The organism is Anaerofustis sp. (assembly GCF_019420015.1).
Classification (GTDB): domain Bacteria; phylum Bacillota; class Clostridia; order Eubacteriales; family Anaerofustaceae; genus Anaerofustis.
In genome coordinates this window covers 19,668-46,654 of record NZ_JAHZIA010000027.1, presented here as the reverse complement: position 1 = coordinate 46,654, position 26,987 = coordinate 19,668, and the positions used below count along the sequence as shown (strand labels likewise).

Annotated in this window: 34 protein-coding genes and 2 tRNA genes; 20 read left to right on the top strand and 16 right to left on the bottom strand. The window is 30.1% G+C overall.

What is annotated here, in order from left to right:
- Positions 1-20: 20 nt before the first annotated feature.
- The 3 genes from QZ357_RS05300 to QZ357_RS05290 are packed head-to-tail and all read right to left on the bottom strand — an operon-like array spanning position 21 to position 1,119.
- On the bottom strand, positions 21-593 hold the full coding sequence (locus tag QZ357_RS05300; protein WP_290772787.1) for a manganese catalase family protein: 573 nt from the start codon (positions 591-593) through the stop codon (positions 21-23).
- The gene (locus QZ357_RS05295) at positions 593-931 is read right to left on the bottom strand and encodes a spore coat protein CotJB (RefSeq protein ID WP_290772785.1); all 339 of its coding nucleotides are present in this window, start codon (positions 929-931) and stop codon (positions 593-595) included. The genes QZ357_RS05300 and QZ357_RS05295 overlap by 1 nt, the downstream gene beginning before the upstream one ends.
- Positions 922-1,119 carry a spore coat associated protein CotJA gene (locus tag QZ357_RS05290; RefSeq protein WP_290772782.1) on the bottom strand — a complete coding sequence of 66 codons (198 nt, stop codon included), beginning with the start codon at positions 1,117-1,119 and terminating at the stop codon, positions 922-924. The genes QZ357_RS05295 and QZ357_RS05290 overlap by 10 nt, the downstream gene beginning before the upstream one ends.
- A gap of 435 nt (positions 1,120-1,554) precedes the next feature.
- On the opposite strand from QZ357_RS05290, the gene QZ357_RS05285 reads away from it, so the two are divergent.
- From QZ357_RS05285 to QZ357_RS05260, 6 genes are all read left to right on the top strand, one after another.
- Positions 1,555-1,926, top strand: coding sequence for a RidA family protein (locus tag QZ357_RS05285; protein ID WP_290772779.1), 372 nt, complete (start codon positions 1,555-1,557; stop codon positions 1,924-1,926).
- A gap of 159 nt (positions 1,927-2,085) precedes the next feature.
- Complete coding sequence (locus tag QZ357_RS05280) at positions 2,086-2,994, top strand: CorA family divalent cation transporter (protein ID WP_290772776.1); 909 nt, start codon at positions 2,086-2,088, stop codon at positions 2,992-2,994.
- Positions 2,995-3,134: 140 nt separating this feature from the next.
- Positions 3,135-3,833 (top strand): SprT-like domain-containing protein, encoded by a 699-nt coding sequence (locus QZ357_RS05275; protein ID WP_290772772.1) that lies wholly within the window; start codon positions 3,135-3,137, stop codon positions 3,831-3,833.
- Positions 3,834-3,865: 32 nt separating this feature from the next.
- Positions 3,866-4,678 (top strand): pyrroline-5-carboxylate reductase, encoded by an 813-nt coding sequence (proC, locus tag QZ357_RS05270; RefSeq protein WP_290772769.1) that lies wholly within the window; start codon positions 3,866-3,868, stop codon positions 4,676-4,678.
- A gap of 73 nt (positions 4,679-4,751) precedes the next feature.
- Positions 4,752-4,840: transfer RNA gene (locus tag QZ357_RS05265), tRNA-Ser, on the top strand.
- 42 nt (positions 4,841-4,882) lie between these two features.
- Positions 4,883-4,974: transfer RNA gene (locus QZ357_RS05260), tRNA-Ser, on the top strand.
- Positions 4,975-5,370: 396 nt separating this feature from the next.
- Here QZ357_RS05260 and QZ357_RS05255 read toward each other — a convergent pair.
- A complete protein-coding gene (locus tag QZ357_RS05255; RefSeq protein WP_290772766.1) occupies positions 5,371-5,907 on the bottom strand; it encodes a hypothetical protein in 537 nt (178 codons plus the stop codon).
- Between the two features lie 838 nt (positions 5,908-6,745).
- Between QZ357_RS05255 and QZ357_RS05250 the strand changes: the two genes are divergently transcribed.
- Together QZ357_RS05250 and QZ357_RS05245 are read left to right on the top strand one after the other, a co-directional pair.
- On the top strand, positions 6,746-7,507 hold the full coding sequence (locus tag QZ357_RS05250) for a 3-oxoacyl-ACP reductase family protein (protein ID WP_366934118.1): 762 nt from the start codon (positions 6,746-6,748) through the stop codon (positions 7,505-7,507).
- A gap of 83 nt (positions 7,508-7,590) precedes the next feature.
- Positions 7,591-8,241: a flavin reductase gene (locus tag QZ357_RS05245; protein ID WP_290772763.1), complete on the top strand. Its 651-nt coding sequence runs from the start codon at positions 7,591-7,593 to the stop codon at positions 8,239-8,241.
- A gap of 31 nt (positions 8,242-8,272) precedes the next feature.
- Here the strand turns inward: QZ357_RS05245 and QZ357_RS05240 are convergent, their stop codons facing one another.
- On the bottom strand, positions 8,273-8,854 hold the full coding sequence (locus QZ357_RS05240; RefSeq protein WP_290772760.1) for a hypothetical protein: 582 nt from the start codon (positions 8,852-8,854) through the stop codon (positions 8,273-8,275).
- A 137-nt stretch (positions 8,855-8,991) separates the two neighbouring features.
- Between QZ357_RS05240 and QZ357_RS05235 the strand changes: the two genes are divergently transcribed.
- Complete coding sequence (locus tag QZ357_RS05235) at positions 8,992-10,020, top strand: glucosaminidase domain-containing protein (RefSeq protein ID WP_290772757.1); 1,029 nt, start codon at positions 8,992-8,994, stop codon at positions 10,018-10,020.
- Positions 10,021-10,044: 24 nt separating this feature from the next.
- Here QZ357_RS05235 and prfA read toward each other — a convergent pair whose 3' ends face one another.
- A complete protein-coding gene (prfA, locus tag QZ357_RS05230) occupies positions 10,045-11,112 on the bottom strand; it encodes a peptide chain release factor 1 (RefSeq protein ID WP_290772754.1) in 1,068 nt (355 codons plus the stop codon).
- Between the two features lie 265 nt (positions 11,113-11,377).
- Between prfA and QZ357_RS05225 the strand changes: the two genes are divergently transcribed.
- The 10 genes from QZ357_RS05225 to QZ357_RS05180 all read left to right on the top strand — a co-directional run bounded on the left by QZ357_RS05225 (position 11,378) and on the right by QZ357_RS05180 (position 19,240).
- The gene (locus QZ357_RS05225) at positions 11,378-12,136 is read left to right on the top strand and encodes a M23 family metallopeptidase (RefSeq protein ID WP_290772751.1); all 759 of its coding nucleotides are present in this window, start codon (positions 11,378-11,380) and stop codon (positions 12,134-12,136) included.
- 146 nt (positions 12,137-12,282) lie between these two features.
- The gene (locus QZ357_RS05220) at positions 12,283-12,735 is read left to right on the top strand and encodes a small multi-drug export protein (protein ID WP_366934117.1); all 453 of its coding nucleotides are present in this window, start codon (positions 12,283-12,285) and stop codon (positions 12,733-12,735) included.
- A gap of 143 nt (positions 12,736-12,878) precedes the next feature.
- On the top strand, positions 12,879-13,277 hold the full coding sequence (locus tag QZ357_RS05215; protein ID WP_290772749.1) for a transcriptional repressor: 399 nt from the start codon (positions 12,879-12,881) through the stop codon (positions 13,275-13,277).
- Between the two features lie 70 nt (positions 13,278-13,347).
- Positions 13,348-13,890 carry an NADH peroxidase gene (locus QZ357_RS05210; protein WP_290772746.1) on the top strand — a complete coding sequence of 181 codons (543 nt, stop codon included), beginning with the start codon at positions 13,348-13,350 and terminating at the stop codon, positions 13,888-13,890.
- Between the two features lie 150 nt (positions 13,891-14,040).
- The gene (locus QZ357_RS05205; protein WP_290772743.1) at positions 14,041-14,868 is read left to right on the top strand and encodes an ABC transporter permease; all 828 of its coding nucleotides are present in this window, start codon (positions 14,041-14,043) and stop codon (positions 14,866-14,868) included.
- A 9-nt stretch (positions 14,869-14,877) separates the two neighbouring features.
- Positions 14,878-16,254: a polysaccharide ABC transporter ATP-binding protein gene (locus QZ357_RS05200; protein ID WP_290772740.1), complete on the top strand. Its 1,377-nt coding sequence runs from the start codon at positions 14,878-14,880 to the stop codon at positions 16,252-16,254.
- An 18-nt stretch (positions 16,255-16,272) separates the two neighbouring features.
- Positions 16,273-17,469, top strand: a complete 1,197-nt coding sequence (locus tag QZ357_RS05195) for a CDP-glycerol glycerophosphotransferase family protein (protein ID WP_290772737.1) — start codon at positions 16,273-16,275, stop codon at positions 17,467-17,469.
- Positions 17,470-17,492: 23 nt separating this feature from the next.
- A complete protein-coding gene (locus QZ357_RS05190; RefSeq protein ID WP_290772735.1) occupies positions 17,493-18,185 on the top strand; it encodes an IspD/TarI family cytidylyltransferase in 693 nt (230 codons plus the stop codon).
- 7 nt (positions 18,186-18,192) lie between these two features.
- Positions 18,193-18,888, top strand: a complete 696-nt coding sequence (locus QZ357_RS05185) for an SDR family oxidoreductase (RefSeq protein WP_290772733.1) — start codon at positions 18,193-18,195, stop codon at positions 18,886-18,888.
- Between the two features lie 13 nt (positions 18,889-18,901).
- On the top strand, positions 18,902-19,240 hold the full coding sequence (locus QZ357_RS05180; protein WP_290772730.1) for a histidine triad nucleotide-binding protein: 339 nt from the start codon (positions 18,902-18,904) through the stop codon (positions 19,238-19,240).
- Between the two features lie 25 nt (positions 19,241-19,265).
- Here the strand turns inward: QZ357_RS05180 and QZ357_RS05175 are convergent, their stop codons facing one another.
- From QZ357_RS05175 to QZ357_RS05145, 7 genes are all read right to left on the bottom strand, one after another.
- Positions 19,266-19,613 (bottom strand): DUF134 domain-containing protein, encoded by a 348-nt coding sequence (locus QZ357_RS05175; RefSeq protein ID WP_290772728.1) that lies wholly within the window; start codon positions 19,611-19,613, stop codon positions 19,266-19,268.
- A gap of 65 nt (positions 19,614-19,678) precedes the next feature.
- Positions 19,679-19,846, bottom strand: coding sequence for a hypothetical protein (locus QZ357_RS05170; RefSeq protein WP_290772725.1), 168 nt, complete (start codon positions 19,844-19,846; stop codon positions 19,679-19,681).
- Positions 19,847-19,948: 102 nt separating this feature from the next.
- Positions 19,949-20,143, bottom strand: coding sequence for a DUF378 domain-containing protein (locus QZ357_RS05165; protein ID WP_290772849.1), 195 nt, complete (start codon positions 20,141-20,143; stop codon positions 19,949-19,951).
- A 96-nt stretch (positions 20,144-20,239) separates the two neighbouring features.
- Positions 20,240-21,163: a serine O-acetyltransferase EpsC gene (gene epsC, locus QZ357_RS05160; protein WP_290772722.1), complete on the bottom strand. Its 924-nt coding sequence runs from the start codon at positions 21,161-21,163 to the stop codon at positions 20,240-20,242.
- 17 nt (positions 21,164-21,180) lie between these two features.
- Positions 21,181-22,617 carry a HAMP domain-containing sensor histidine kinase gene (locus tag QZ357_RS05155; protein ID WP_290772719.1) on the bottom strand — a complete coding sequence of 479 codons (1,437 nt, stop codon included), beginning with the start codon at positions 22,615-22,617 and terminating at the stop codon, positions 21,181-21,183.
- Positions 22,598-23,299 (bottom strand): response regulator transcription factor, encoded by a 702-nt coding sequence (locus tag QZ357_RS05150; protein WP_290772716.1) that lies wholly within the window; start codon positions 23,297-23,299, stop codon positions 22,598-22,600. The genes QZ357_RS05155 and QZ357_RS05150 overlap by 20 nt, the downstream gene beginning before the upstream one ends.
- Before the next feature lie 13 nt (positions 23,300-23,312).
- Positions 23,313-23,807 (bottom strand): hypothetical protein, encoded by a 495-nt coding sequence (locus QZ357_RS05145; RefSeq protein WP_290772707.1) that lies wholly within the window; start codon positions 23,805-23,807, stop codon positions 23,313-23,315.
- 410 nt (positions 23,808-24,217) lie between these two features.
- Between QZ357_RS05145 and QZ357_RS05140 the strand changes: the two genes are divergently transcribed.
- A complete protein-coding gene (locus QZ357_RS05140; protein ID WP_290772704.1) occupies positions 24,218-25,000 on the top strand; it encodes an MBL fold metallo-hydrolase in 783 nt (260 codons plus the stop codon).
- Between the two features lie 22 nt (positions 25,001-25,022).
- Here the strand turns inward: QZ357_RS05140 and lepB are convergent, their stop codons facing one another.
- From lepB to QZ357_RS05125, 3 genes are all read right to left on the bottom strand, one after another.
- Entirely contained in the window at positions 25,023-25,541 is a 519-nt protein-coding gene (lepB, locus tag QZ357_RS05135; protein ID WP_290772702.1) for a signal peptidase I, read from the bottom strand.
- Between the two features lie 72 nt (positions 25,542-25,613).
- Entirely contained in the window at positions 25,614-26,285 is a 672-nt protein-coding gene (locus QZ357_RS05130) for a uracil-DNA glycosylase (RefSeq protein WP_290772699.1), read from the bottom strand.
- A gap of 13 nt (positions 26,286-26,298) precedes the next feature.
- Positions 26,299-26,973 carry a tRNA threonylcarbamoyladenosine dehydratase gene (locus QZ357_RS05125; RefSeq protein ID WP_290772696.1) on the bottom strand — a complete coding sequence of 225 codons (675 nt, stop codon included), beginning with the start codon at positions 26,971-26,973 and terminating at the stop codon, positions 26,299-26,301.
- Positions 26,974-26,987: the final 14 nt, after the last annotated feature.

Sequence of the window (26,987 nt, the reverse complement as noted above, 5' to 3'; positions counted from 1 at the left end):
ATGAGAGCTCTTAGTTTAGATCAGAATATTTTTTTTCTTTCTTTATCTTCTTGTACAAGTCTTAAAACTTCACCGAAACGCTGGAAATGAACGACTTCCCTTTCTCTCAAAAATCTTAATGTATCTTTGAGGAGAGGATCGTCAGTCATTTTAATAAGGTTTTCATAAGTTATTTTTGCCTTTTGTTCCGCAGCCATATCTTCATACATATCTACTTCAGGATCTCCTTTGGAACCTATATAGTTTGCACTCCAAGGGACGCCGTCCACATTTACATAAAAAGGATTGCATCCGTGTTCTATATTATATCCGCCAAGTCCGCTTTCGATAAGTTCGTCTTTTGTTGCTCCTTTTACAAGTTCGGAAAATATGGTGCCTATCATTTCCAGATGCCCCAATTCTTCACTGCCGATGTCTGTTAAAATTGCTGTACCTTCTTTTAATGGCATATAGAATCTTTGTGTTAGATATCTTAATGATGCACCTAATTCTCCGTCAGGACCACCATATTGTGTCAAAACATTTTTTGCCATTCTTAAATCTTTTCCTGAAACCGTAACAGGATGTTGTAGCATTTTTTTATAAACCCACATTATTCATTATCCCTCCAATCCATATTTTGAGCGGCCCAAGGACCTTCTATATAATGCCAAAATCCACTGCTTGCACCTGTATTGTCTATCGGGTTATTGAACTGTTTGTATGCTTCGTTGGCCATATCAAGCATTTTGGAAAATTCATTGTGTCTTTTTAATACGTCTAAATCGTTGGGATGTGTATCCAAATATAACGCCGTATCTTGAACGGCAAAAGTATACATTTTTATATTGTGATAAATTTCTTCCATTGTCATGTCTGAAAATTGATTATCGTTTATATTGTTGTTATTGTCAGTCGGTCCAGTACAACCGCATCCGTTTCCTATTTGCATATTACGTCACTCCCTTTTACATTTCCTTCAAATGGTGAATATAAAGCTTCAAACATGGTTCCATGCTGCATTAATCCTTCATGAGGAGAATACATATCCGTATTCAGTTGAAAAGGTACATATGCATTTGCAACTTTTGGTATTAAAGGCATATAAGGAACCAATGGTTTGTATTTTCTTTCATTCAATTGTTAAATCCTCCTTTATAAGATTTGTTTCATTTATAATATATTCAAAAAAACTTTTTATTGTGACAAATGAAATCTTGATTATTAAGTGATAACATTTTCTTTTAAAGTTTTTAAGGTTATGAATAACTGATTATATAAAATCTGTTAGTTTATATTTTTTCTATTTGTAATTAGTTTAAATATTCAATAAACTTTTATGGAAAAGCATTTGATTATTATTGATAATAAGTATAAATAGGTTTATAATTGATTTCAAAACAATAAGGCTTTTAATGTGATAAAATATTTGAATTATTATTGAAAATGCTTAGAATGGTAAATGAAAAATTAAAAATAACACACATATTTTTTACGTTAATAGCATTATAAAATATATTGATAAATCTTAAATAAATCAATTTATATATCAATAATTTATGGAGGAGATTTTATATGAAAGTAATATCAACAAAGAAAGCACCTGCGGCAATAGGTCCGTATTCTCAAGGAATTATTGTAAATGGTATGTTATATGCATCTGGTCAGATTCCGATTATTCCACAAAGCGGTGAGATAATAAAAGGAGACATAAAAGTACAGGCTAAGAGAGTTTGTGAAAATATAGGTGAAATATTAAAAGCGGCGGGTATTGACTTTTCAAAGGTAGTAAAGACAACTTGTTTTTTGAGTGATATAGAGGATTTTGCCGATTTTAACGAAGTGTATGCAGAGTATTTTGTAAGCAAACCCGCCCGTTCGTGTGTTGAAGTCAGCAGACTGCCAAAAGACGTTCTTGTTGAAGTTGAAGTAGTGGCAATTATTTAAATATATTAAATATATTTTTTGTGTTTATTTAATATTATAAGATTAATAAAAAAGAATATGAATTGTCATATTCTTTTTTATATTATATATGGATATTTTTTTGTTTGGGGTATAATAAGATAAAAGTAAGTTTATGATATTGCTATGTGGGGTGATAATATGTATTTTAAGCTTAACAGAGAGCTTGAGCAAATTGGCAGTATAGAAAATCTTTCGGATAAGGAAGATGTAATTGTGGTTCTTACTTTTGAGGAGTGGAAAGAAGTATGTAAAAAAAATGATATATACAGTAATTATATAGATTTTAATAAAATAAGTTTTTCCAAATCAGAAGTTTACAGAGATATTATAGTAGGCACGTTTTACATTCCGAAGATGGGTAAAGGTGGATTTCAGGGAAAATTCGGATACTACATAAAAAAGCACAGAATGTATTTTATAGATAATGACAATGTAGTAAAACCGATAATAGACAGATTAAAAGAAAGAAGAGAATGGAAGAATCCATCGATAGCTCATTTTTTGTATGATTTTCTGGATATTTTAATTAGCAATGATTTAAATTATTTGGAACATTTTGAAACAAATATTAATGAACTTGAAGACAGGGTTCTTACCGGAGATTTGAAAAACTTCAATTATATGATAGTAAACATGAAGCGTCAGCTTCTAATTTTAAATAATTATTACGATCAGCTTATAGAAATGGGGTTGGTATTTGAAGAAAATGAAGAAGATATTTTTGAAAATGCTTATAAGGGATTGTTTAAGATTTTTACGAATAAGGTAAGCAGGCTCAACAGCAAAGTGGATACTTTAATGGAGTACACAAGACATCTGAGGGATTTGTATCAGGCTCAGGCGGATATAAGACAAAACAGAACAATGCAGACTCTGACTATTATTACTGCTGTTTTTTCTCCTCTTACGCTTATTGTCGGATGGTATGGAATGAATTTTGTTTACATGCCGGAAATCACCTGGAAATATGGGTATGTAGGGGTTATACTTTTAAGCATAGCAGTTATAATATTCTGTTATTATATGATAAAAAAGCATTTTCATTAGAAGTTTAAAATATGTTATAATAATATACACAAATTTTATTTTTACTTCTTTAAACTAAAAATAATAAGATTGTTTATTGTGTTTTTATAAAGATAAAAAACACAAATAATAAAAATAATATGACAGAGGTTATAACATATATGTTTGATTATAATGTTATAATAAACAGAAAAAATATAAAGAATATCTATATTCGTATAGATGATGATTTAAATGTTGTTGTAAATGCAAATAAAAATATAGAAAATGATTATATATATGCTCTTTTAAAACAAAAAGAACCGTGGATAAAAAAGAGAATTGATGATATGTCAAAAAATAGTCATATCAAAGATTTAGACTGTAAAAATATATCTATACTGGGAAGAGAGTACCTTATTAGGATAATAAAATCGAATAAAAATATAATTGAAATTAAAGATAAAATATTGTATATATTTACCGAATATGAAGATATTTCTGAGCAAATAAAAATTATCAACGAATATTTAAAAGAGATATTTGTCAATTTATTAAATGATGAGTTGATAAATTCTTGTATGGCAGAAATGGAAAGATTTAAAATAAAAAAAGATTTTAATTTGAAGATTAAATTGATGAAGTCTAGACTAGGCAGTTATTCTTTAAAAACAAACACTATATGCTTGAATTTATGTTTGATAAAATACAATAAAGATATAATAAAAAGTGTTATATTTCATGAGATGTGTCATATAAAACAAATGAATCATCAAAAGGGGTTTTATAATATGCTGTATAAAGTATGTCCCGATTATGATGATTATTCGAGAATTATAAAAAAGGATTTTAAATATTCAAATACTTGGTTTTTATTTTAAAATATATTATTTAATTAAAAGGAGAATACATAATGAATAAAAGAATAGGATTTATAGGTGTAGGAAATATGGGTTCGGCTATAATTGGCGGTATTTTAAATTCTGAGCTTGTTAAGGGTAAAGATATTACTGCAGGTGATATGTCAACATCTTCTTTAGAAAAATTGAAAGAAAAATACGGTGTTAATATCACAAAAGATAATAAAGTCGTGGTTGAAAACTCCGATATAGTGTTTCTGTCTGTAAAACCTCATATTTATAAAACAGTAATAGATGAAATCAAAGATATCGTTGATGAGAGTAAACTTATTGTAACCATTGCCGCAGGGCAAAGTATAGAAAATATTGAAAATATGTTTGGTAAAAGCATAAGGCTTGTAAGAACAATGCCAAATACTCCGGCTTTGGTAATGGAAGGTATGGGGCTTATATGTCCGAATGAGAATGCAACAGATGAAGATGTTGATGATGTTATAAATATTTTCAACAGTTTTGGCAAAAGTGAAAGGGTTGATGAAAGCCTTATTGACACTGCAGGGAGCTTAAGCGGATGTGGCCCTGCTTATGTTTATATGTTTATTGAGGCTTTGGCAGATGCTGCTGTTGAAAGTGGTGTTGGAAGAGATATGGCATATAAACTTGCGGCACAGATGGTAATGGGTTCAGCAAAAATGGTTTTGGAAACTGGTGAACATCCGGGCAAATTAAAAGATGCCGTATGTTCTCCTGGTGGTACTACGATAAAAGGTGTGAACTCTTTGGAGTATTCCGGATTTCGCGGTATTGTAATAGATGCTCTTCTTGAAAGCATAAACAAGACTTTGGAAATGAGCGGTAAGAAATAAATATAAAAAATTATCGTATATATTATTGACAAAAGGGTAAGTATATGATAATATAATTGAGCTTAATGAATTCCGAGAGGTACCGAAGTGGTCATAACGGGGCGGTCTTGAAAACCGTTAGGGTGCAAGCCCACGTGGGTTCGAATCCCACCCTCTCGGCCATTAAGATAATAAATTTAATATCTTTTTTTTTATTCGGATTACGGAGAAGTACTCAAGTTGGCCGAAGAGGTGCCCCTGCTAAGGGTATAGGTCGCGCAAGCGGCGCGAGGGTTCAAATCCCTCCTTCTCCGCCACTATTTATTATTTAGTGAAATAAATAAAATATCTAAATGCGTTATATTAAAGGCTTTCAAGCCTTTTTTTATTTTATGAAATATTTTAATTATATGTTCAAATAATTAAAAGTGCGGTCAAAAGTGCGGTATTTTTAGTTATATTTTTATGAATAATATTTCAACAAATTTACCATTGATAATTAAATTTGCTTATTTTCTTTATAATAAGAAATTTTTATATGATATTTTTTTCTTAACAACTGTATTTTTTATATTGCTTTGTTTTTTTGTTTTTATTATGTATTAAAAAAAAGAGCTTACCTCTGTAAGCTCTTTTATCTGATGACGTACTTTAATAATATATAAATTAATTAAATGTATTTATTGGTGTAAAATTACTTAGTTACAATGTTTTTATAAATTATATTTTACAACATCTTCGTAATCCTTATTCTTTATTTCCAAGATATATGATGTATTAGTTTGATATATAGAAAAGGTCGTATTGCCAAAAGTTTTTTTAGTTTTTTTACCAATATTATTTTTTACCCATTTCTCTGCTTTTTCTTGAGATATGTCCTCTGAATGAACAAGTGTAGCAAATACAGGAAGAATTTCTTTGCCTTTTTTATCTTTGGTAACAATAAAATTTATAAAAGAAATTTCATTGGATTTATGAACAATGTCCATGTCGTAACTGTATATGCCATTAGTTTCTTGATAAATAATACCTGTATCGGTTACGTGTCCTTTTGCTTCTGGAAAGCCCATTTTTTTCATTGCTAAAAGAACTTCTTCAGAATTTGATCCTTTTATGGTTGGAATTTCATTTTTACTTTTTTCTGTTGTTTCTGTATGTGCTGCATCAGATTGTCTTTCTTCCCCTTTGCAACCTGATAAAATTCCAATACCTAACATCAATACTAGTAAAATCGATAAAAATTTTTTCATAATTACTCCCTCCTTTTATATAAATGTAATTTTAAATAAATTAATGATCTTATGTTTTTATTTCATTTGCAAAAGTTTTATTATATTGTTTTTATATTAGTTTTGTTTTAAAAAGATTTGAGTAGAGTTATAATATTACTATTATCTTTTTTATTTTAGGATTGCTATATTAATGAGATTTTATGTTATAAAATCTTTTAAATAATTAAATAAGGTGTTTTAATATTTATATAATGATTTTTGATATAAAGTCATTTATCCTTATTCTAAAATATTTTTTAATTGCTAATGAACATTTGTATAGTATGTATTCATATTTCTTTGGGATTCCCTTAATTATATATTCTTTTGTATTTTTTTGTTTGTTTATATTTTAGACTATTTTTTTTTTTTAAGTCAATAAATTTATAGATAGAAGTAAAATTATATTAAAAAATAAATTTTTATGTATACTATAAAGTGTATGGACATTATATGAATAATTAATTCTATTTTGAAATATTAAAAGGGATAGGAGATAATCAAAAAAGAATTCTGCGCCTAAAATAAAAAATATTGAATAAGTAATAGGAATATTTTTATTAGCATATTTGATGAAAAATTACTGGATATTTTTAATATTATATTTTTGATTTGTATTATAAGAAATTATTAAACTTTGAATTTATTATTCAAAGTTTTTTTATTTATTTCATAGAAGGTCGGATGTTATTATTAAAATTAAATTAGAACCATTATAATTTACTTGACAATTTTTGGTAAAAGATGTATAGTTAATTTAAAGATATAGTGACTGTATTAAAAGTAATATTAGAGGAAAATATATTAATAAACGGAGGTGAAAGAAATGTATAAAATGTTGGAAGGTAAAGTTGCGGTGGTGACCGGAGGAACCAGAGGAATAGGGTTTGCTACGGTAAAAAAGTTTTTGGATAATGGTGCGAAAGTTATTTTATTTGGCTCAAGAAAAGATACTGTTGATAAAGCTTTAGATAAATTGAAATGCGAAAACAAGGATTATGATATAAATGGAATGTATCCAAAACTTACGGATGAAGAGGATATGAAAAATACTTTTGCAAAGATTAAGAAAGAGTATGGGAAAATCGATATTCTTGTGAATAATGCTGGGATTTCTGCAAGAGAAAGTCTATATGAGTATAAATTAGAAGATTTTGAGAAGATAATGAATTTAAACGTCACTGCGGCTTTTAATGCATCAAAAGAAGTTGCAAAGATTATGAAAGAGCAAGGTGGGGGAGTGATTCTTAATACCAGTTCGATGGTTAGTATTTATGGACAACCTGCCGGAGTCGGATATCCTGCATCAAAATTTGCCATAAACGGTATGACAAAATCGTTGGCAAGAGAGCTTGGGAAAGATAATATAAGGGTAAATGCGGTTGCCCCTGGCGTTACAAATACGGATATGGTTGCGGCTCTTCCCGAAGAAATGATTAAGCCTTTAATAGCAACTATACCTTTAGGTAGGATAGGTGAACCTGAAGATATTGCGAATGCTTTTTTGTTTTTGGCAAGCGACCTTGCAAGTTATATTACCGGCGTTGTACTTTCTGTTGATGGTGCTACAATGAGTTAAAATGGAATAAAATAAATGGCAGTAATAATTGGATAAAAGAGATAATAAAATATAGTTAAATAGAAAGAAATGAGGATGGAAATATGAATATTAATATTTTTAGAAAAATGTCTTACGGTGTGTATGTAACTTCTACTATGGATGGTAACAGACCTACGGGATGTATTACAAACAGTATAATGCAGATAACATCGGACCCTGCAACGATAGCGGTAAGTGTTAATCATAACAACTACACAAACTCTTGTATAGAAAAAAGCGGTAAATTTGCTTTTTCTATACTTGCAGAAGACTCCGATTCGACCTTAATCGGAAATTTCGGTTTTAAATCGGGTAAAGATAATGATAAATTTGATGGAATAGATTACGAAATGGTTGAGGGAGTTCCCGTTGTCAAAGACAGTGCCGGATATGTGGTTTGTGAGGTCATAGATAAAATGGAAACAGAAACTCATACGGTATTTCTTGGTAAAGTTGTTGAAGCTGAAGTATATGACGAAAAGAGAAGACAAATGACTTATGCTTATTATCACGAAGTGATAAGAGGTAAGTCTCCAAAAAATGCACCTACATATATTGCAGAAAAAGAAGAAAAGAAAAGCGGTAATGTGAAGTACGTATGTACAGTATGCGGATATGTATATGACGGGGATCCGCTTCCTGCTGATTTTAAATGCCCTGTATGCGGTGTGGGCGCAGATAAATTTAAAAAAGTAGAGGAAGCTATGGCATAAATAAAAAGGCACTGTACAGTGCCTTTTTATTTTATTTTTTAGATGATATTAATCCGCCTGTTAATGCATTTATTAGATTTTTGTCGGGCTTTAAATCATAACCGTAATTTTCATTTTTTGTAAGTTTTATATTTATGGTTTTTGTTACTTTTTTCTTTGATTTTGATGCTTTTATTATTTCATCCGAAAATATTTTCATGAACTTTTTATTGAGGTTTGATTTTTTTGTTTTTGTTTTGGAGTAAAGATTGTTTAGTACATAATCATAAGATTTTTTTTCATAATTTTTAAATACATTTTTAAAACTTGTATTTGATATTTCTACTTTTACAGTTGCATCTTCGCTTTTTTCATCAACTGATGAAGATATGATTTTATAGTTTAAATTTTTAAATAAGTTAGAATATATTTCATTTGATGTTTTTTCGTCTTCTGAATTGTTTACTAGCATATTGATATATTTATTATCAGCGTATCCCATTAGGATGTTTTTGTCTTGTGTTTTTACGGCTGATAAAAATTCATTAACTTTATCTTCGGGTTTTATCAGTGTACATCCTGTAAGGCATATAAGTAATATTAACGATAATAAAACTGATATTGTTTTTTTCATAATTTAATTAACCTCTCTATGATATATTGTATATTTAAAATATCTATCTTTCAACAAAAATTATTCAATTTTGACTTTTTCGTATAAAAGAAGTAAAATTGAATTACTTTAAGATATTTTTATAAAAGGAAATATTTATGAATAACAATGATAAAAAGATAAAAGTAAAAAAAACGATGAGGCTGAACAGCAGGGAAAAAGAGTTTTTGAAGCGTCACGGTTTTATGAGGAATAAGTACGATGATACAGATAAAAAATCTAAAAGTACAGGTACTTATGACAGTGAAGATTTGGTTTTCGAAGATGCTCTTTTGAATATTGAAAAGACCGAAAAATTGATAGAAGAAACCATTGATGATATATCAAATGATTCTTTGAAAGAGATAGATGAAAAGACTGAGGATGATAACTTAATTATAAATGACGTTAAAGAAATTAAACATGAGTTGGAAGGTATAGAGAAAGAGCTAAAAGATGTATTGCCAAAAGAAAGAATTAAAAAGAAAAGTTTAAAGGTTATAGCTTTATCTTTATGTATTTGTATTTTGGTTTCTTTGATAGGTGTATTTCAATATTGGTCAATGAAAGAAAAAGCAATGAAAGCGGAAGCTCAAAAGGCCGTAAACATTGCGTCGAATGCAAAAGAGGTAAGTATATCTGATAATTTGAGGAAACATACTGTACGTAAAGTCAAAAAGAATGAAAAAATGAAAAGCTATTCTTTAAATGAAATATATAATATGGATATGAGTAAGACAAGCGGTGTAAGTGCATCTGAGTTAAAACTTATAACAAGGCAGGGATTGGTTGGATTGGAAGAGGCATTTGTGGGGGCTGAAGAGAAGTACGGTGTTAATTGTTTATTCTTGGTTGCGATAGCATCTATGGAGAGTGCGAACGGAACAATCTGTTTTAAACCCAATAATATGTTTGGTTATGGGTCAAAAGGGTATGCTACAAAAGAAGATAATATATATGATGTTGCAAAGGGGCTTAGTGAGGGGTATTTAAAACCCGGCAGTTCACTGTATAACGGTAAGACAATCAGTGCCGTAAACAAAAGATACGCTTCAAGTTCTACTTGGGATGATAAAGTTGCAAGGAATATGTATAATTATTATTCGGTTATAAGCAGTAGAAGGAATTCTGCAATAAATAAATTATAAAAAAGGACTTTTAAAAGTCCTTTTTTATTCTTCTATTCCCATTTGTTCCGATTGATCCTGTACAATCAATGCATCGATGAATTCGTCAATATCTCCATCGAGTATATCATTTAGCTTGTAAAGAGTAAGGCCTACTCTGTGATCTGTAACTCTTCCTTGAGGGAAGTTGTATGTTCTTATTCTTTCTGATCTGTCTCCGCTTCCTATTTGGCTTTTTCTGTTGCTTGCGATAGCTTCTTGTTGTTTTCTCTGTTCTATTTCAAATATTCTTGCTTTTAATATTTTTAATGCTTTATCTTTGTTTTTAAGCTGGGATTTTTCGTCCTGACATGCAACCACTATACCTGAAGGAATATGGGTGATTCTTACGGCTGAGTCGGTCGTGTTTACACTTTGTCCTCCGTTGCCGCTTGAACGGTAAACATCTATTCTTAAATCATTTGGGTCGATATTTACTTCGACATCTTCGGCTTCCGGCAGTACGGCTACTGTGATAGCGGAAGTATGAATTCTGCCGCTTGATTCCGTATCGGGTATTCTTTGTACTCTGTGTGTACCGCTTTCATATTTCAGTCTTGAATATGCGCCTTTCCCTTGTATTGAAAATACGGCTTCTTTATATCCGCCTATGCCGATTTCGTTAGTGGAAAGCATTTCAACTTTCCAGCCGTTTCTTTCTGCATATCTTGTGTAAAGTCTGAGTAAATCTCCTGCAAATAAAGCGGCTTCGTCTCCTCCTACACCTGCACGTATTTCAACGATTACGTTTTTTTCGTCGTTCGGATCTTTAGGTATTAAAAGAATTTTTATTTCTTTTTCCAATTCTTCTTTTTGAGTGTTTAAAGATGAGATATCATCCAGAATCATTTCCTTGAAATCATCATCGTCGCTCTCGTTAAGCATTTCTTTATTTGATTCCAATTGTTCCATTACATCGGCGTATTTTTTATATGCGATTACGATAGGCTCCAGATGTGAATGTTCTTTTATTAATTTTGTATATAATTCATGATTGTTAATTATATCAGGGTTTGAAATATCGTTACTTATTTCATTAAATCTTTTTTCAATAGATTTTAATTTATCTAACATGTTATCCCTCCGTTTTCTCTTATGGAATTATACACCAAAACCCGAGTATTTAAAAGTATTTTTTTGTTTTTCCCCATATTTTGGGTATAAATGGAAATTTTAAGTTAACAATATAAATAAATTCGATTTTATTGTTTGAGATTTATTTATTCTAATATTTTAATAAAAATTTTTGTGACATGTTTAAAAGTTTTATAGTGGGTAATAATATATAAAAATATTTCAATATTAAGCTGTGAATTGATTTGTTTGGGGAGGTTTGACAGTGGATAAGAAAAATAGAAAAGTTAAAAAGAAAGTAATCATGAATAAGAAAGAACAATTCATTTCAAAATTATGTATAGGTTGCTCCACTCTTTTGATTGTTGGAGTACTGTTTGCAGGTATTGTAAACAAAAGCAATGTAAAGGTGTCGGATATAAATGAGGACAGAATAACGAATAAATCTGTTATGAGTGATACGGTAAAGCCGAAAGTTGCAAGTGATGACAATACTAAAAAAGAAGAACAAAAGAAATCCGATATAGATAAGAAAGAAAAAAGCACTGAGAATAATGATGATAAAAATAATAAATCTGAAAGTGCAGTGAATATTTCAAAGTTAGATTTGACTTCTGTGGAAAGACCGGTTAAGAGTGCTGAAATAATAATGGATTACAGTTACAATACAACTCCTGTATATTCGAAAACATTAAACGAATATTCTTCTTCTCATACCGGAATTGACATAAAATCAGAAAAGAATGAAAATGTTAAGTGTATAATGGACGGAAAAGTAAAAAGGGTATACTTGGACGATAAACTGGGATACAGTGTTGAAATCGATCATGGTAATGAATTTTACAGTGTTTATTCAAATTTAAATAAGAATATTAATGTAAAAAAAGGTCAGAGAGTAAACAAAGGTGATGTTATCGGTAGCGTCGGAAAGAGTGCCAATTTTGAAATAGCCGATGATTACCACTTACACTTTGGGGTAAAAAGGGATAAAGAATATATTAATCCAAATACATTGTATAGATAACATTTGCTAGTAAAAACGGATAGTACATATCCGTTTTTATTATATTTACATTAGAAATCATTAAATAGATTGATAAACTTAAATATTTATTATAATATTATATAAAGTTCAGTAATATTAAAAGAAAGAGAAACGGAATAAAGATTTTGAATAGTTTTTTATACACTTTAATTATTTCTATGGTACCAATCATAGAGCTTAGGGGAGGTCTTCCCATAGGCATTGCCTCGGGACTCAGTTTCCCTGCGGCTTATATTGCCTCTGTAGTGGGGAATTTGATTCCGGTACCTTTTATTATTTTATTTATAAGAAGAATATTTATCCTCATAAGAAAATATTTGCCAAAGTTGAGTGAGTTTATAGATAAACTTGAAAATAAAGCTCATTTAAAAGGTGAAAAAGTTAAAAAATATCAAAAGTGGGGATTATTTATATTTGTTGCAATACCTCTTCCTGGAACGGGAGCATGGACGGGAGCATTGGTTGCTGCTTTTTTGGATATAAGGCTTAAAGATGCCATATTGCCTATAGTTGCGGGAGTGTTGACGGCAGGTATACTTATAATGTGTCTTACATACGGTGTTACGGCAATTTTATAGTTGAAGAATTTTATAAAACTCTTTTTTAAATTTTATAAAAAAATATAGTTTTTTAGTAAAAAAGTATTGACAAAGAATAAAAATCCTATATAATTAAATTATAATCATTCTAATTTAAAATACCGGGAAGGGAAAATAAATGTATGGATGTAAAAGAAATTATTAGGAGTCACGGTCTTAAAGCTACTCCAAACAGGATTTCCGTTTTGGAGTATCTGATTAACAGCAGTGAGCATCCCAGTGCGGATATGGTAAAAGATCATCTCAATTCGCTGGGAAACAAATTTTCTCTTGCTACCGTATACAATATATTGGAAGCATTTATTGATAAAGGTGTTATAATCAAAGTAAGAGACGACGAAAGTAACATGATGCGTTTTGACGCCAGAACGGGATTTCATATACATATATATAATACGAAAACGAATGAGATTATTGATTATGAAGATGAAGAGTTTACGATGTTGCTTGAGAAAAAACTAAAAAAAATTAAAGAAGAAAATCATTTAAGCGATGAGTTGAAAATAGTCGCAGAAATGTAATAAAAGTTTATAACAGTATGTAATGATGCTGTTAAATATATAAAATGAAATTAAAAAGGAGATATTAATTATGAAAAAATGGGTATGTACAGTATGTGGTTATGTTCATGAAGGAGAAAATCCACCAGCAGAATGTCCTCAATGTCATGTTCCTGCTGAAAAGTTCCAAGAAATGTCAGGAGAAAGAACTTGGGCTGCAGAACACGTTGTAGGTGTTGCAAAAGGTGTTAGCGAAGATATTATTGCAGATTTAAGAGCAAATTTTGAAGGAGAATGTTCTGAAGTTGGTATGTATCTTGCAATGTCAAGAGTAGCTCACAGAGAAGGTTATCCTGAAATTGGTCTTTACTGGGAAAAAGCAGCTTATGAAGAAGCTGAACATGCTGCAAAATTCGCTGAATTATTAGGTGAAGTTGTAACAGACAGCACAAAGAAAAATCTTGAAATGAGAGTTGAAGCTGAAAACGGTGCTACAGCAGGTAAATTTGATCTTGCTAAAAGAGCTAAAGAAGCAAATCTTGATGCAATTCATGATACAGTTCATGAAATGGCAAGAGATGAAGCTAGACACGGTAAAGCTTTCGAAGGTTTACTTAAGAGATATTTCGGCTAAAATATAATTACATAACAATAAATAAAAAAGCCTTATTTTAAGGCTTTTTTTGTTGTTTGTAATTGATGATAATTTGACTTTTTTTTATAGTTATAGTATCATAATTAGATAAATTATGGTAAAAATATTTATTATGAGGAAAAAACAATAATGATTAAAGAAGCAATTAAGAGTTTTGTTGATATTTTTAAATCCAATATAAAAAATAGAAAAAAATCTTTGGCTATGGCTAAAATGACTATTAAAAAAAGATATTCTGGCTCAGCTCTGGGAGTTGGTTGGTCTCTTGTTAAACCTATCTTGTTTATTTTCGTTTATTGGTTTGGTATTCAAATCGGGATAAGAGGAGGAAAGCCTATGGATGGTAATATTCCTTTTATTTTTTGGTTAATGACGGGTATAATAGCTTGGTTTTTTGTTAATGACATTATGAATATAGGTATTTCTTCCATAAGAAGAGATAGTTATTTGGTTACAAAAGTTGTATTCCCTGTTGAAACAATTCCTATATTTAATGTAATGTCGTTATTTTTTACGCATTTAATATTATTAGTTCTTGTCTTGATAGTACTTTTTATTTGTGGATATTATCCGGATATATATTATTTACAAATTATATATTATACTGGATTTTTATTTTTCTTTGGGTGTGTGCTTTGTACCTTTTTATCAACGTTATCAGTTATAAGCAGAGATTTTGAACAACTTGTAAAGTCAACTACAATGATATTTTTCTGGTTGTCTCCTGTTGTTTGGGCTCCGTCTAAATTAGCAGAAGGTTCTTTATTATTTAAAATTTTAAAACTTAATCCTTTTTATTATTTTATACAAGGATATAGAGATACATTTTTGAACAAAATATGGTTTTTTGAAAGGCCTTCATATACTATATATATGTTAGTATTTACTTTATTATTTACATTGTTAACGGCATATCTTTATAAAAAACTCCATAATGAGTTTTCTGATGTATTATAGGAGGTTATTATGGCAAAAAAATTTACAAGAAATTCAGTTGATGTTAATATAGAAATTACAGATGAAATGAAAGCAACAATGCTGGAAGATTGGCCTGATGATATACCGGATGAGAATGTTGCTGTTAGTGTTAACAATGTTACAAAAATGTATAAAATATATAAAAAAGCTTGGCATAGAGTTGTAAATGCTTTTTCAAGTAAAGTTAAATATGGTGAATTCTATGCTTTAAAAGATATAAATGTTAAGTTTCCAAAAGGTGAAACAATTGGTATCCTTGGAGTAAATGGTTCAGGAAAATCAACACTCCTTAAAATGATTACAGGAGTTGCAACTCCTACAAAGGGTTCTATTGAAGTAAATGGAAGAATTTCTGCATTGCTTGAACTTACTTCCGGTTTTGATAAGGAACTTACCGGATATGAAAATATATTTTTAAAGGCAACAACTCTTGGTATTCCCGAGGAAGAAATGGAAAAAAGAATTCCGGATATAATTGAATTTGCAGATATAGGAGATCATTTGTATCAACCGGTAAGAACTTATTCATCTGGTATGAAATCAAGGCTTGGGTTTGCCATAAGCGTAAATGTGGAGCCTGATATTTTAATTGTTGATGAAGTTTTGGCTGTAGGGGATGATACATTTAAATTAAAGTGTTTATCAAAAATAGAAGAGTTTAGAAAACAAGGTAAAACAATTCTTTTTGTAAGTCATAGTTTGTTTACAATTCGTGGATTTTGTACAAAAGCTATGTGGATAAAAGACGGGGAGCTGATGGCAAAAGGCGATACTGATATGGTTTCTAAACTTTATGAAGATTATTTAAAAGAAGTTAGAGCTGCAAAGAGAATTAAAGAAAGAGAAGAACGAGAAAAAGAAAACGAAGTGTTTGAAAAAAAAGATATTTGGGAACTTGTAAAAACAAGATTTATAAATCTTGAGCAAGATACAAAAAATAGAGTTAAATTCCCATATGATTCTTCTATTATATTTGAAGTAGAGTATTTAGTAAAAAAAGAAATTGCAAATAATTTAATAGCTTGTTTTTCTATTAGAGATATTGAAGATAGAATTGTTTTTTCTACCAGTAAACAAGATGAGAATAATGTGGTAGATTCTTCTGTAGGAAGACATGTTTACAGATTTGTTCTTCCTAATTTAAAATTGCTTCCTGGAACTTATAGAGTTGCTGGAGAGTTTTGGAATAATGAAGCAGGGCTACATTTTAAATTTGCTTCTATTAGAAGGTTAATTATTACAAGTAGTGACTATCATGGTGATGGTGTATATTATCTTCCATATAAAACAATGCAAGATGAATATACTCTTGAACAAAGAGATGAAAATGGAACGTTGGATGAAATCAGAGAGAAATTATTGTAATATTATGGGGAGAAAATAATGTTTCGAGTTATAAAAAGATTTATTTCTAGAACAAGATTAAAAAAAAGAATAGTAAAAAATATTTTAGCAGTTTCTTACAATATATTTAAGATATTTAAAGTAAAAAATAAGATTTTGATTGCTTCAAACAGTTCAGATAAACTGGATAGAAATTTATTATATATATATAATGAAATAGAAAGTCAAAATTTGGATATTGAAATTTGTTTGCGATTTACAAAATCTGTTGATAAGACATTTTTAACAAAATTAAAGAAAGTTTTTACGCATATAGTGACAGAATATCATATTGCAACATCAAGATTTGTGATTGTAGATGATTATTATTTCCCGTTATACGTTACTAAAGTAAGAAAAGAAACAATAGTTATTCAAGTATGGCATGCAAGTGGTGGATTTAAGAAAATAGGGTATAGTGTCCTAGATAAATCTTTTGGGGTTAGTCCTAAAACTGCGAAAATCATAAACATTCATTCAAATTATACCTATTGTTTAATGGGTAGTAAATATAATGCTAAGTTTTATGCTGAAGCTTTTAGAACGGATATCAGCAAGTTTAGAACGGATATTGGCATTCCAAGAACGGACGTATTTTTTAATGATGAGTTAAAATTAAATTTGCTTGAAAATGTAAGAGAAAGATATTCTTTGCCTAAAGATAAAAAAATCATTTTGTTTGCTCCTACATTTAGAGGAAATAACAGAGCTTCTGCTCATTATCAAGATGATTTGGATTTTTCCCTAATGAAAGAAATTATTGGTGATAAATATATCATATTATTAAAACTGCATCCATGGATAACACAGAAATATGAAATAGATGATAATTTAAAAAAATTCTTGTTTGATGTAAGTGATTATCCCGATATAAATGAATTAATGATGATAAGTGACATAATGATTACCGATTATTCATCGGCAATATTTGAATATTCTTTGCTTGAAAGACCTATGATGTTTTTTGCAAGCGATTATTATGATTATATTGACGAAAGAGGATTTTATATAGATTTTAGAACAGATTTGCCGGGCAAAGTTTATACCGATACGCTGTCTATGGCACATGATATAAAAAACGGTAACTTTGAAATAGAAAAGGTTAAAGAGTTTAAAAAACAGACTTTCGAAGTCGCTGACGGAAAAGCCAGCGAACGATTTGTTAATGAGTTAATAAAACCTAATATGATAAAATAAAAATATTTTAAGGAGGAGTTAAAATGTCAACAGGAATGATCATTTTAGCCGGAGGTATAGGTAAAAGAATGGGTAGGCCTGTACCAAAGCAGTTTTTATTACTTGGAGGTAAACCTATTATTCTTCATGTACTGGAAAAAATTGAAAAAATAGAAGAAATTGAAAAAGTAGTAATATGTTCGCCGAAAGAGCATATAGACGAAATGAAAAAATTAATTTTCAATCACAACATTCAAAAAAATATTTTATGTGTGGAAGGTGGAAAAAGCCGTCAGGAATCAACTTATATAGGGTGTAAATATCTTCAGGATGTGGATAGTATTATTGTTCATGAAGCAGTAAGACCTTTTGTTAGTAAAAAAGAATATGAAGCTCTTATAAGTGATGAAAACGAAAATGCAATTTATGGACTTGATATACCGTTTACTGTTTTAAAACAAAAAGATGGATTTATAGATGAAAATTTAGTTAGGGATGAGCTTGTAAATGTTCAGCTTCCACATAAGTTTGATTCAAAATTATTGTTTGATGCTCATAAGAAAGCAAGAGAAGAAGGATTGTCTTTTACTGAAGATGCTTCGTTGTTCTATCATTATAATCCAGGTAAAAAGATTAAAGTATTACCTGGCTCTTTATACAATATAAAAATAACAACACCTGTTGATTTGGTTACTTGTGAAGAAATATATAAGGAATTTATAGTCGGAAAGGAATAGGTAAGATATGAAAACATGTATTATAACGGGAGCCAGTCAAGGGATTGGAAGGGCTACCGCAATAAAGATGAGTAATGAAGAAGGTATAGATAACATTGTCTTAATGGCAAGAAACGAAGACAATCTAAATAAGACCAAAGAACTTATGAATCCAAAATGTAATGTTATGGTATTGCCTCATGATATGATGGATTTGGAAGGTATAGAGTTAAAAGTTCAAGAAGTCGTAAAGGAATTTGGCTCGATTGATTTACTCATAAACGGTGCGGGGTTTGTAAATCCCACAGCACTTTTGGATACAACAAACGAAAATTTTGAAAGAACATTTACCATCAATACGGTATCAATGCTTGTAATGATTAGAGCGTGTGTGAGATATATGAAAGGCAGAGATGCTAAGATATTAAATATTGCTTCAACTGCAGGCTCAACTTCAAGACCGGGCTGGGTGGCATATGCAGCGGCAAAAGCCGGTGTTATATCTTTGTCAAAGACTCTTGCCGATGAGCTTAGAGAATATGGCATAAAGGTTTATTGTATATCACCCGGAAGATGTGCAACGGAGCTTAGAAGGATACTTGCCCCTGAAGAAGATCCTACAACAATAATGCAGCCTGAGGATGTTGCTGATGTAATTGCAAATCTACTTAGCAGTGGTGAGAATTGTTTGGATGGACAGGATATTATAGTAAGACAAAAATAAAGGGTGAATTATTATGAATGATTGTTTGTTTTGTAAAATAATAAAAGGTGAAATCCCTTCTAAGAAAGTTTTTGAAGATGATAAGGTATATGCTTTTAAGGATATAGAACCTATTGCGCCTTACCACATTTTGATAGTTCCTAAAAAACATTATGACTCTGTTTTGGATATAGAAGAGAATGACGATATTGTAAATCATATAATTTCTGTTTGCAATAAGCTGGCTGTAACAGAGGGTTTTGATAAAAAAGGATTTAGAATTATAAATAATTGCGGAGAAGATGGTGGACAAAGCGTGCATCACTTACATTTTCACCTTCTTGCCGGAAAAAAGTTAACATGGGAAGCATAAAAAAAGAGCATTTTAATGCTCTTTTTTATTTGTTACATTCACCACGATATTTACAATTTCTATGGTTACAATGAGTATTTCTTTTATTACACAGTTTATATGAGCCTCCTTCTATTTTCAAAGGTGCTCCTGTGGTAAGAAATGTTGCAATTTTTTTTCTTGCGTTTGCATATAAAAGCTGGATAGTAGGTCTTGATACATTCATTTGAATAGAACATTCTTCTTGTGTTAAATCTTCTTTGTCTATTAATCGTATGACCTCATATTCTTCAATATTTAACATTATAGGATTCAAGTCATTATCTTTATTCCCTTTAAAATATTGAATATTAGGCATTTTACACACATTTTTATATTTCTTGGGTCTAGACATAATATACCTTCTAATTAATTAATCAAGTATATAATAATTATTAAATTATTATTTGTCAAGATATATTAATATTCATTTTTATTGCAATGAAATTCTCTTTTGCAATTTTGATTGTTTTCATCAGATTTACAATTTCTTCTTCTGCATTGTCTTTTTTGTTTACGCTGGCAGTTGCCAGTATTATTACAATAACTTGAATTCATACTTGGACCTTTACCATCTCTGTTTGGCATTTTTTTCATCTCCCTTTGTAAATTATTAGCATATGCTATTTATATATAATTATAATCATTTTTTGTCATATGTCAATAACTATTTAAGGGAATTTACCATTGTTAGTCTACCTTATTAAAGAAACTAAGTGAATACAGTCCACTGAGTCCTACGATTGCATATATTATTCTACTCATTATTGAAGCTTGACCTCCAAATAATGTTGCAACCAAGTCGAATTGAAAAAATCCTATAAGTCCCCAATTTACGGCGCCTATTATAACTAATAATAAAACAAGTTTATTCAAATTTTTTATCTCCTTTTCATTTTATTTTTATACTATTTTTTCCATTTTTCATAAAAATAAACGGAATAAATAATCAAATAAAAAAGACCTTTTAAAAAGGTCTTTTTATTTTGCCACTTCTATTAAATTATCCGGAGTATTGTTGTAAACCCGTGAATTTTTTGGTACGCTTTTGGTCAGCCAAACATTACCGCCTATTATTGAGCCTTCTCCGACGGTTGTGTTTCCTCCTAAGATTGTAGCGCCCGAATATATAATCACGTTATCTTCAATATTGGGGTGTCTTTTTACTCCTTTTACGGGATTTCCGTCATCATCAAGTTCAAAGCTTTTTGCTCCAAGAGTCACCCCTTGATATAGTTTTACATTATTTCCTATTTCGCAGGTTTCTCCTATAACAACTCCGGTTGCATGATCGATAAAGAAATATTTCCCTATTTTTGCACCAGGATGTATGTCGATACCTGTTTTTGTATGAGCATATTCTGTCATGATTCTCGGAATTAAAGGAACTTTAAGCAAAAACAATTCATGTGCAAGTCTTTGAATGGTTACAGCTTCCAAATAAGGATAGCTCAGCAAAATTTCTTCTATGCTCATTGCCGCAGGATCTCCGTTATATGCGGCAATAATGTCTGTTGAAAGATATTCTCTTACTTTAGGAATACTTTCCATAAAGCTTATTGTTGCATTGTCCGCTTTGGTTTTGCATTTATTGCAATTTTTTTTATCCTTATTTTCATTATCACACATATTTATAAAAACTTCTCTTATAATGCTGTTTAGCTCCATTGCGGCCGTATTTAATCTTTTTCTTACATAAATGTTTATAAATTCTTTGTTATCAAGATCTTTTTCGTATATTGTAGGGAATAATCCGGCTTGTAAATTTTCTATTATTTCATTTACTCTTATTTTTGTTCCGAATCCGCTTATACCCTCGTCGGTCAATTCTTTTTGGTTTATATCAACTACCTGTCCGGAAATTTCTTTGCTTCTTGTTTCAAGCCATTGTTTCATACTGCTCATATTGAATCTCCTTTATATTATTTTACTAAAGGTAATGTAATTGAAAATTCACTTCCTACATTTTCTTTTGTTCTGACTCTTATTTTACCTTTATGATCCAAGATAATGGCTTTTGCTATACTAAGTCCGAGTCCCATTCCGCCTGTTTCTTTGTTTCTGGATTTGTCGCTCCTGTAAAATCTGTAGAATATATTTTTTAAATCTTCTTCTTTTATTCCTATACCATTATCTTTAATAGTTAGTATAGCATTATTTTCTTGTTTTTGTAAATTTATTTTTAATGTAATGTTATTATTAGAATATTTTATTGCATTATCTATAAAAATTCTTACTACTTCTATTATTCTGAATTCATCCCCCATAATGAATATGTTATCTTGAATATTATGAAGTATAGTTACATCCGGGTGTGTTACACTGAAGTCTTTTATTATCAGGTTAAGGGATTCTGTAAGATTCATTCTTTCAAAGTTATAATGAAGACTATTTTTGTCATATTTTGCCAAAAATAGCAATCTGTTTACTAGTTCTTTCATATTTTCTGCTTCAAATATAATTGAATCTACGCTTTCATTTAGAATATCTTCGTCTTTTTTACCCCAACGTTTCAACATATTTCCGTATCCGGAAATTACGGATATAGGCGTTCTGAGCTCGTGTGAAACGTCTGAGACGAATTGCTCTTGCTTTTCGTACGCTTCCTGGAAGGAATCTATCATTTCATTGGTTGTTTTTGCCAGTTCTTTTAGTTCATACTCTGCTTCTGATACATCCAGTCTTAAATCTAAATTTTCAGCGGTTATTTTTCTTGTTGTTCTGCTCATTTGATTAATAGGGGCGAGTATTTTCCCTAATTTCATTCTGCCCAGTATCAGAATCATAAAAGCTCCCAGACTCAAAACTATGCTTATCGGTGGCAAAATTATCATCAAAGTATTTATCAAAGGTCCTGCGGGGTAGAATATGAGGAGCTTATATACCTGAGAGTTTGCATTTATATCCCGGCTGCTTACCAGATATCCCTTGTTCAGTAAAGATAATCTTGGGAAAATTTCAAACAGCACGTTTTCTTTTAATCCCTTTATATATTCTTCGATATTTTTGTTATCATCGAGTAAATAGTAGTCTCCGTTTGTGTTTATAAGAGAAATTACGGATTCGTCATAAGTTTTTTCTATATTGTAAATATTTCTTTTTATATATTCCGTATCTTCAAAGTTTCCGTTTTGTAATATTTGCGTCATACTTTTGTTTATTTTGCTGTTTTCTTTATATACGTTCTTATAAGCGGTTTTTAAAATGGTTATGCTTAGTACCAATACTGCAATCAATGCAATTAAAAGATAAAGGTAAGTATACCAAAGCGCTGTTTTTTGCTTTATGCTTTTGGTTCCTTTTACCTTTATCTTTTTTTTATGGATATTTGAATTTGAATTATTTTTCTTCTTCCTCATCTTTAAATTGATATCCTATTCCTCTTACCGTTCTTATATAATGAGTATCGTATTTTTGATCTATTTTACTTCTTAAATATCTTATATAAACGTCTGTGACATTTGTTTCTGATTCGTAATCATATCCCCAAACGTTGCTTACTATTTGTTCTCTGGTAAGGACTATATTTTTATTTATCATCAGGTATTCCAAAAGTTCAAATTCTTTTTTTGTAAGGGATATTTCTTCATTTTCGTAGTGAGCAGTATATGTATTTTTATCGAGTGTTATTTTCCCTGCTTTGATAATTGCTTCACGTTCTCTTATTTCTTCGCTTGCGATTTTTCTTGATAATATCTTTCTTATTCTTGCAAGAAGTTCTTCTATTGCGAATGGTTTTGTCATGTAGTCATCTGCACCTATATCCAGCCCCATTACTTTATCAGAAACGTCTGATTTTGCCGTAAGCATTATTATCGGTGTAGAAATATTGTTTGCTCTTAACCTTCTGCATATTTCTATTCCGCTTAAATTAGGAAGCATTAAATCCAAAATAATAAGGTCATATTTGTCATCCATAGCTTTTATAAGCCCGTCTCTTCCTTCTATTGCTATAGTTAAATTGTAACCTTCATGGGTTAGTTCCAGTTGAAGAAATCTTGCTATTTTGACTTCGTCTTCTATAAGTAGTATCTCTTTCATGTTATCCTCCGATTTATATAATGTCTATTATATTAAAGCCTTCGTCATCCTTTATTATTTTTGTATGACCGATTGATGTTTTACTTTTGTTTGCTTTATTGTTTTTTTTCTTGATTTTCTCTCTTTTCTTTATGGGGATGAATACATCTTCACTGTTTATTACATCAAGGGTAATAGAAGAATTGGTAATCATAATCAAAATCATGAGAAGTGCTATGAAAATTGAGGGTATTGGAATTATCAGACATAATATTACAGGAATCAAAAGAGGTATATCCATTATGTTTTCATCCATACTGTTAATCCTGAATCTATAGCTTTTTTCTCCGAAACTGATTGCCACTATATGTTTATATAATCTTATAAAATATCTGTCATCGTAGTTTTCTATATATTCCAATGCTTTATCGTAATTATTCCTGGAGCGTATAAGTGCCTTTTCGCAAAAACCGTAATCTCTGCCGGTTTCGTATCTCAGCATTTCAATTTTATCTTCATCAAGTTTCATATGTTTTATTCCTTTTTTAATATATAATATTTTAGGAGTTTGACTGTTAACTATAATTATTTTAATAGATTTTTATTCATTGCTTAATTATAATTTTAGACAAACAGATTAATAAATATCAAAAACATCCAACCTCTGGAAAATCAATTTTAAATAAATATATATTGTGACTTATTATATTTGTATGTATTTAATTCGTTTATTGCAGTGTTTAAAGCTATATGCTTTTACATAAGTCACATTTAAAGGAGTTTTATCCCTTATAATATATTATAGTCTATTTCAACATAATAATCTAATTAAATTAAATAATTATTGACAAATTATTAAAAACAAATTATATTAACTTGTTAAAATATAAAAAAAAATGTATAATTAAAATGTTAAATTATAAAAGCAGAGGTGTTTATATGGCATTTGGTAAAAAAAATGTGACCTTAGAATATATAGCAAATTCCGGTGTGTTACTGGAGAATAAAGGGAAAAAGATACTTATAGACGGAGTTCATGTTAAAGATATTCCTCCTTATTTCAGTGTGGATAAAAGTACACTGAATAAAATGATAAATGGAATTGCTCCGTATGATAAAATAGATGTTATGTTGTTTACTCATCATCATGCAGAGCATTTTGATGCAACAAGTGTATGTGAGATACTTAAGAATAACAGACTTACCCAGTTGATTTGTACTTTTACTGTTATGGAAAGATTAAAAGAAGCAGCTAATTTTGACCCTATAATAGTGTCTCAGGTTCATGAGTTTGAGATTCCTTTTTCGGATTCGATTATGGCAAGAATAAAAGATATTTCATTTGAGGTTATATCCATACAGCATGACGGTAAAAATTATAATGATGTTGAAAACTTCTCTTATTATTTTGAATTCGGAGGTAAAACTTTCCTTCATTTGGGGGATAGCGCTCCTGTTATTGAAAATTTTGAAGATGCGGATATGTTCAAAAGAGATATTGATGTTTTATTGGCGCCTTTTCCTTATATAGCCTTAAGAGCAGGAAGAGAAATTATAAATAAATTAAATCCGAGAAGAGTTATTATCATACATTTACCTAATAAGGAGTTGGATAAGGGGAATTGGCTATATAATACTTTCAGAGTATATAAAAAATATGAAAGAGAACTTCCTCCGATGGATTTCTTTACAAAACCGGGAGAAGATATGACTATAAAATAAAAAGAACCTTTAGAGGTTCTTTTTATTTTATCTTTCCAAAACTGCTGAAAGGAAGTATTCTAAAGACTATTTTGGCTTTAAACTGTTCCCTGGAAATCATTCCTATTTCATTATCCCTGCTGTCTTTTGAATTCGGTCTGTTATCTCCCAAAACAAAGTATTGATTTTCGGGTACAACGGTAAGGGGATAGTCGTTGTAGGTCAGTTCTTCCGATATGTAAGGTTCTTGTATTTCTTCACCGTTTACATATACTTTTGAATTCTTTATTTCTACGCTGTCTCCCGGAAGTCCTATTACTCTTTTGACATAGTCATTGTTTTCATCTATTTTTACGACGGCAATATCTTGAAATTCAGGGGCTGATATTATATAAGATATTTTGCTGGCAAGAACTTTATCCGAGTCGTTCAAAGTTGGATACATACTGGTTTGTTTTACCATTACGGGCTCGCATATGAATGTTCTTATCAGTAATGCGAGTATTATCGCTATAAATATGGTAAATATCCAGCTGAAAATTTCTTTTGTGCTGTTTCTCATATTCATCTCCTATAATTTTTGTCTTACTATAATATACTGTCATATTTGTTATTTGTAAATAGTTTTTATATATTATTTAAGAGAAAAATCAATAGGTGTTTGTCCTGTCTGCTTTAAAAACTCGTTTGCTTTTGAAAATGGTTTGCTTCCGAAAAAGCCTCTGTTTGCGGAAAGTGGACTTGGATGAGGACTTGTAAGAATCAAATGATTCGGATTTGTAATCAATGTTTTTTTTGAAATCGCAAAATTTCCCCATAAAATAAATACAAGGGGTTTTTCTCTTTCGTTTAAAAGTTTGATTATAGTGTCTGTAAATTCTTCCCATCCCAAACTTCTGTGGCTTGCTGCTTGGTTTGCACGTACCGTAAGAACTGCATTTAAAAGCAGAACACCTTGTTTTGCCCATGGTACCAAACATCCCGTTTTAGGTTTTTCTATTCCCAAGTCGTCTTCCAGTTCCTTATATATGTTCAAAAGTGATGGGGGAGGCTGAACACCTTCTCTTACGGAAAAAGAAAGTCCATGAGCCTGTCCTTCGCCGTGATAAGGATCTTGACCTATAATGCATATTTTTGTGTCTTTATATGATGTATAATGCAAAGCGTTGAATATGTCATACATATCAGGATATACTTTGTGGTGTCTGTATTCATATACCAGTTTTTTTCGGATTTCTTTATAATATTCTTTGTCAAATTCTCCTTTTAATATTTCCTGCCAATCATTTTTAAATTCAACAGCCATAATACATTCTCCTTTATTGTTCCGTTAGATCTTTTATTACTTTATATGCCATGGTAATGCCGCATATACTCGGGGCAAATATCATACTTGAAGGTGTTTTTAACTTTTTATCCACTTCGTTTTTCGAATAACATACATTTAATTTTTTTATATTTCTCTTTTTTAATTCTTTTCTGATTATTTTTGCCATAGGACAGTAGGAAGTATTATATATATCATCTATTATAATATTTTCGGGAGATAATTTATTTCCCATTCCCATAGCAGAAATTATGTTTATATCGTTTTTATAACAGTAGTCTATTAAATCAATTTTGCTGCTCATTGAATCTATTGCATCTATTACATAATCATATTCTTTTGATACAATATTATCTATATTGCTTTTGTCCAAAAACGAGTTTATTTTTGTTACTTTCGCATTCGGGTTTATATCCATTATTCGCTCTTTTAATATATCGACTTTATATTTTCCTACGGTTGAATTTAAAGCGATAATTTGCCTGTTTAAGTTCGTTATTTCAACTTTATCGTTATCAACTATCGTTATATTGTATATTCCGCTTCTTGCTATTGCTTCAGCACAAAACCCTCCGACTCCTCCGCAACCGATTATAATGACGCTTTTGTTTTGGAGTTTTTCGGTGTTTTCTTTTCCTATAAGAAGTTCGTTCTTATAAAATCTCATTTTATGCTCCTTAT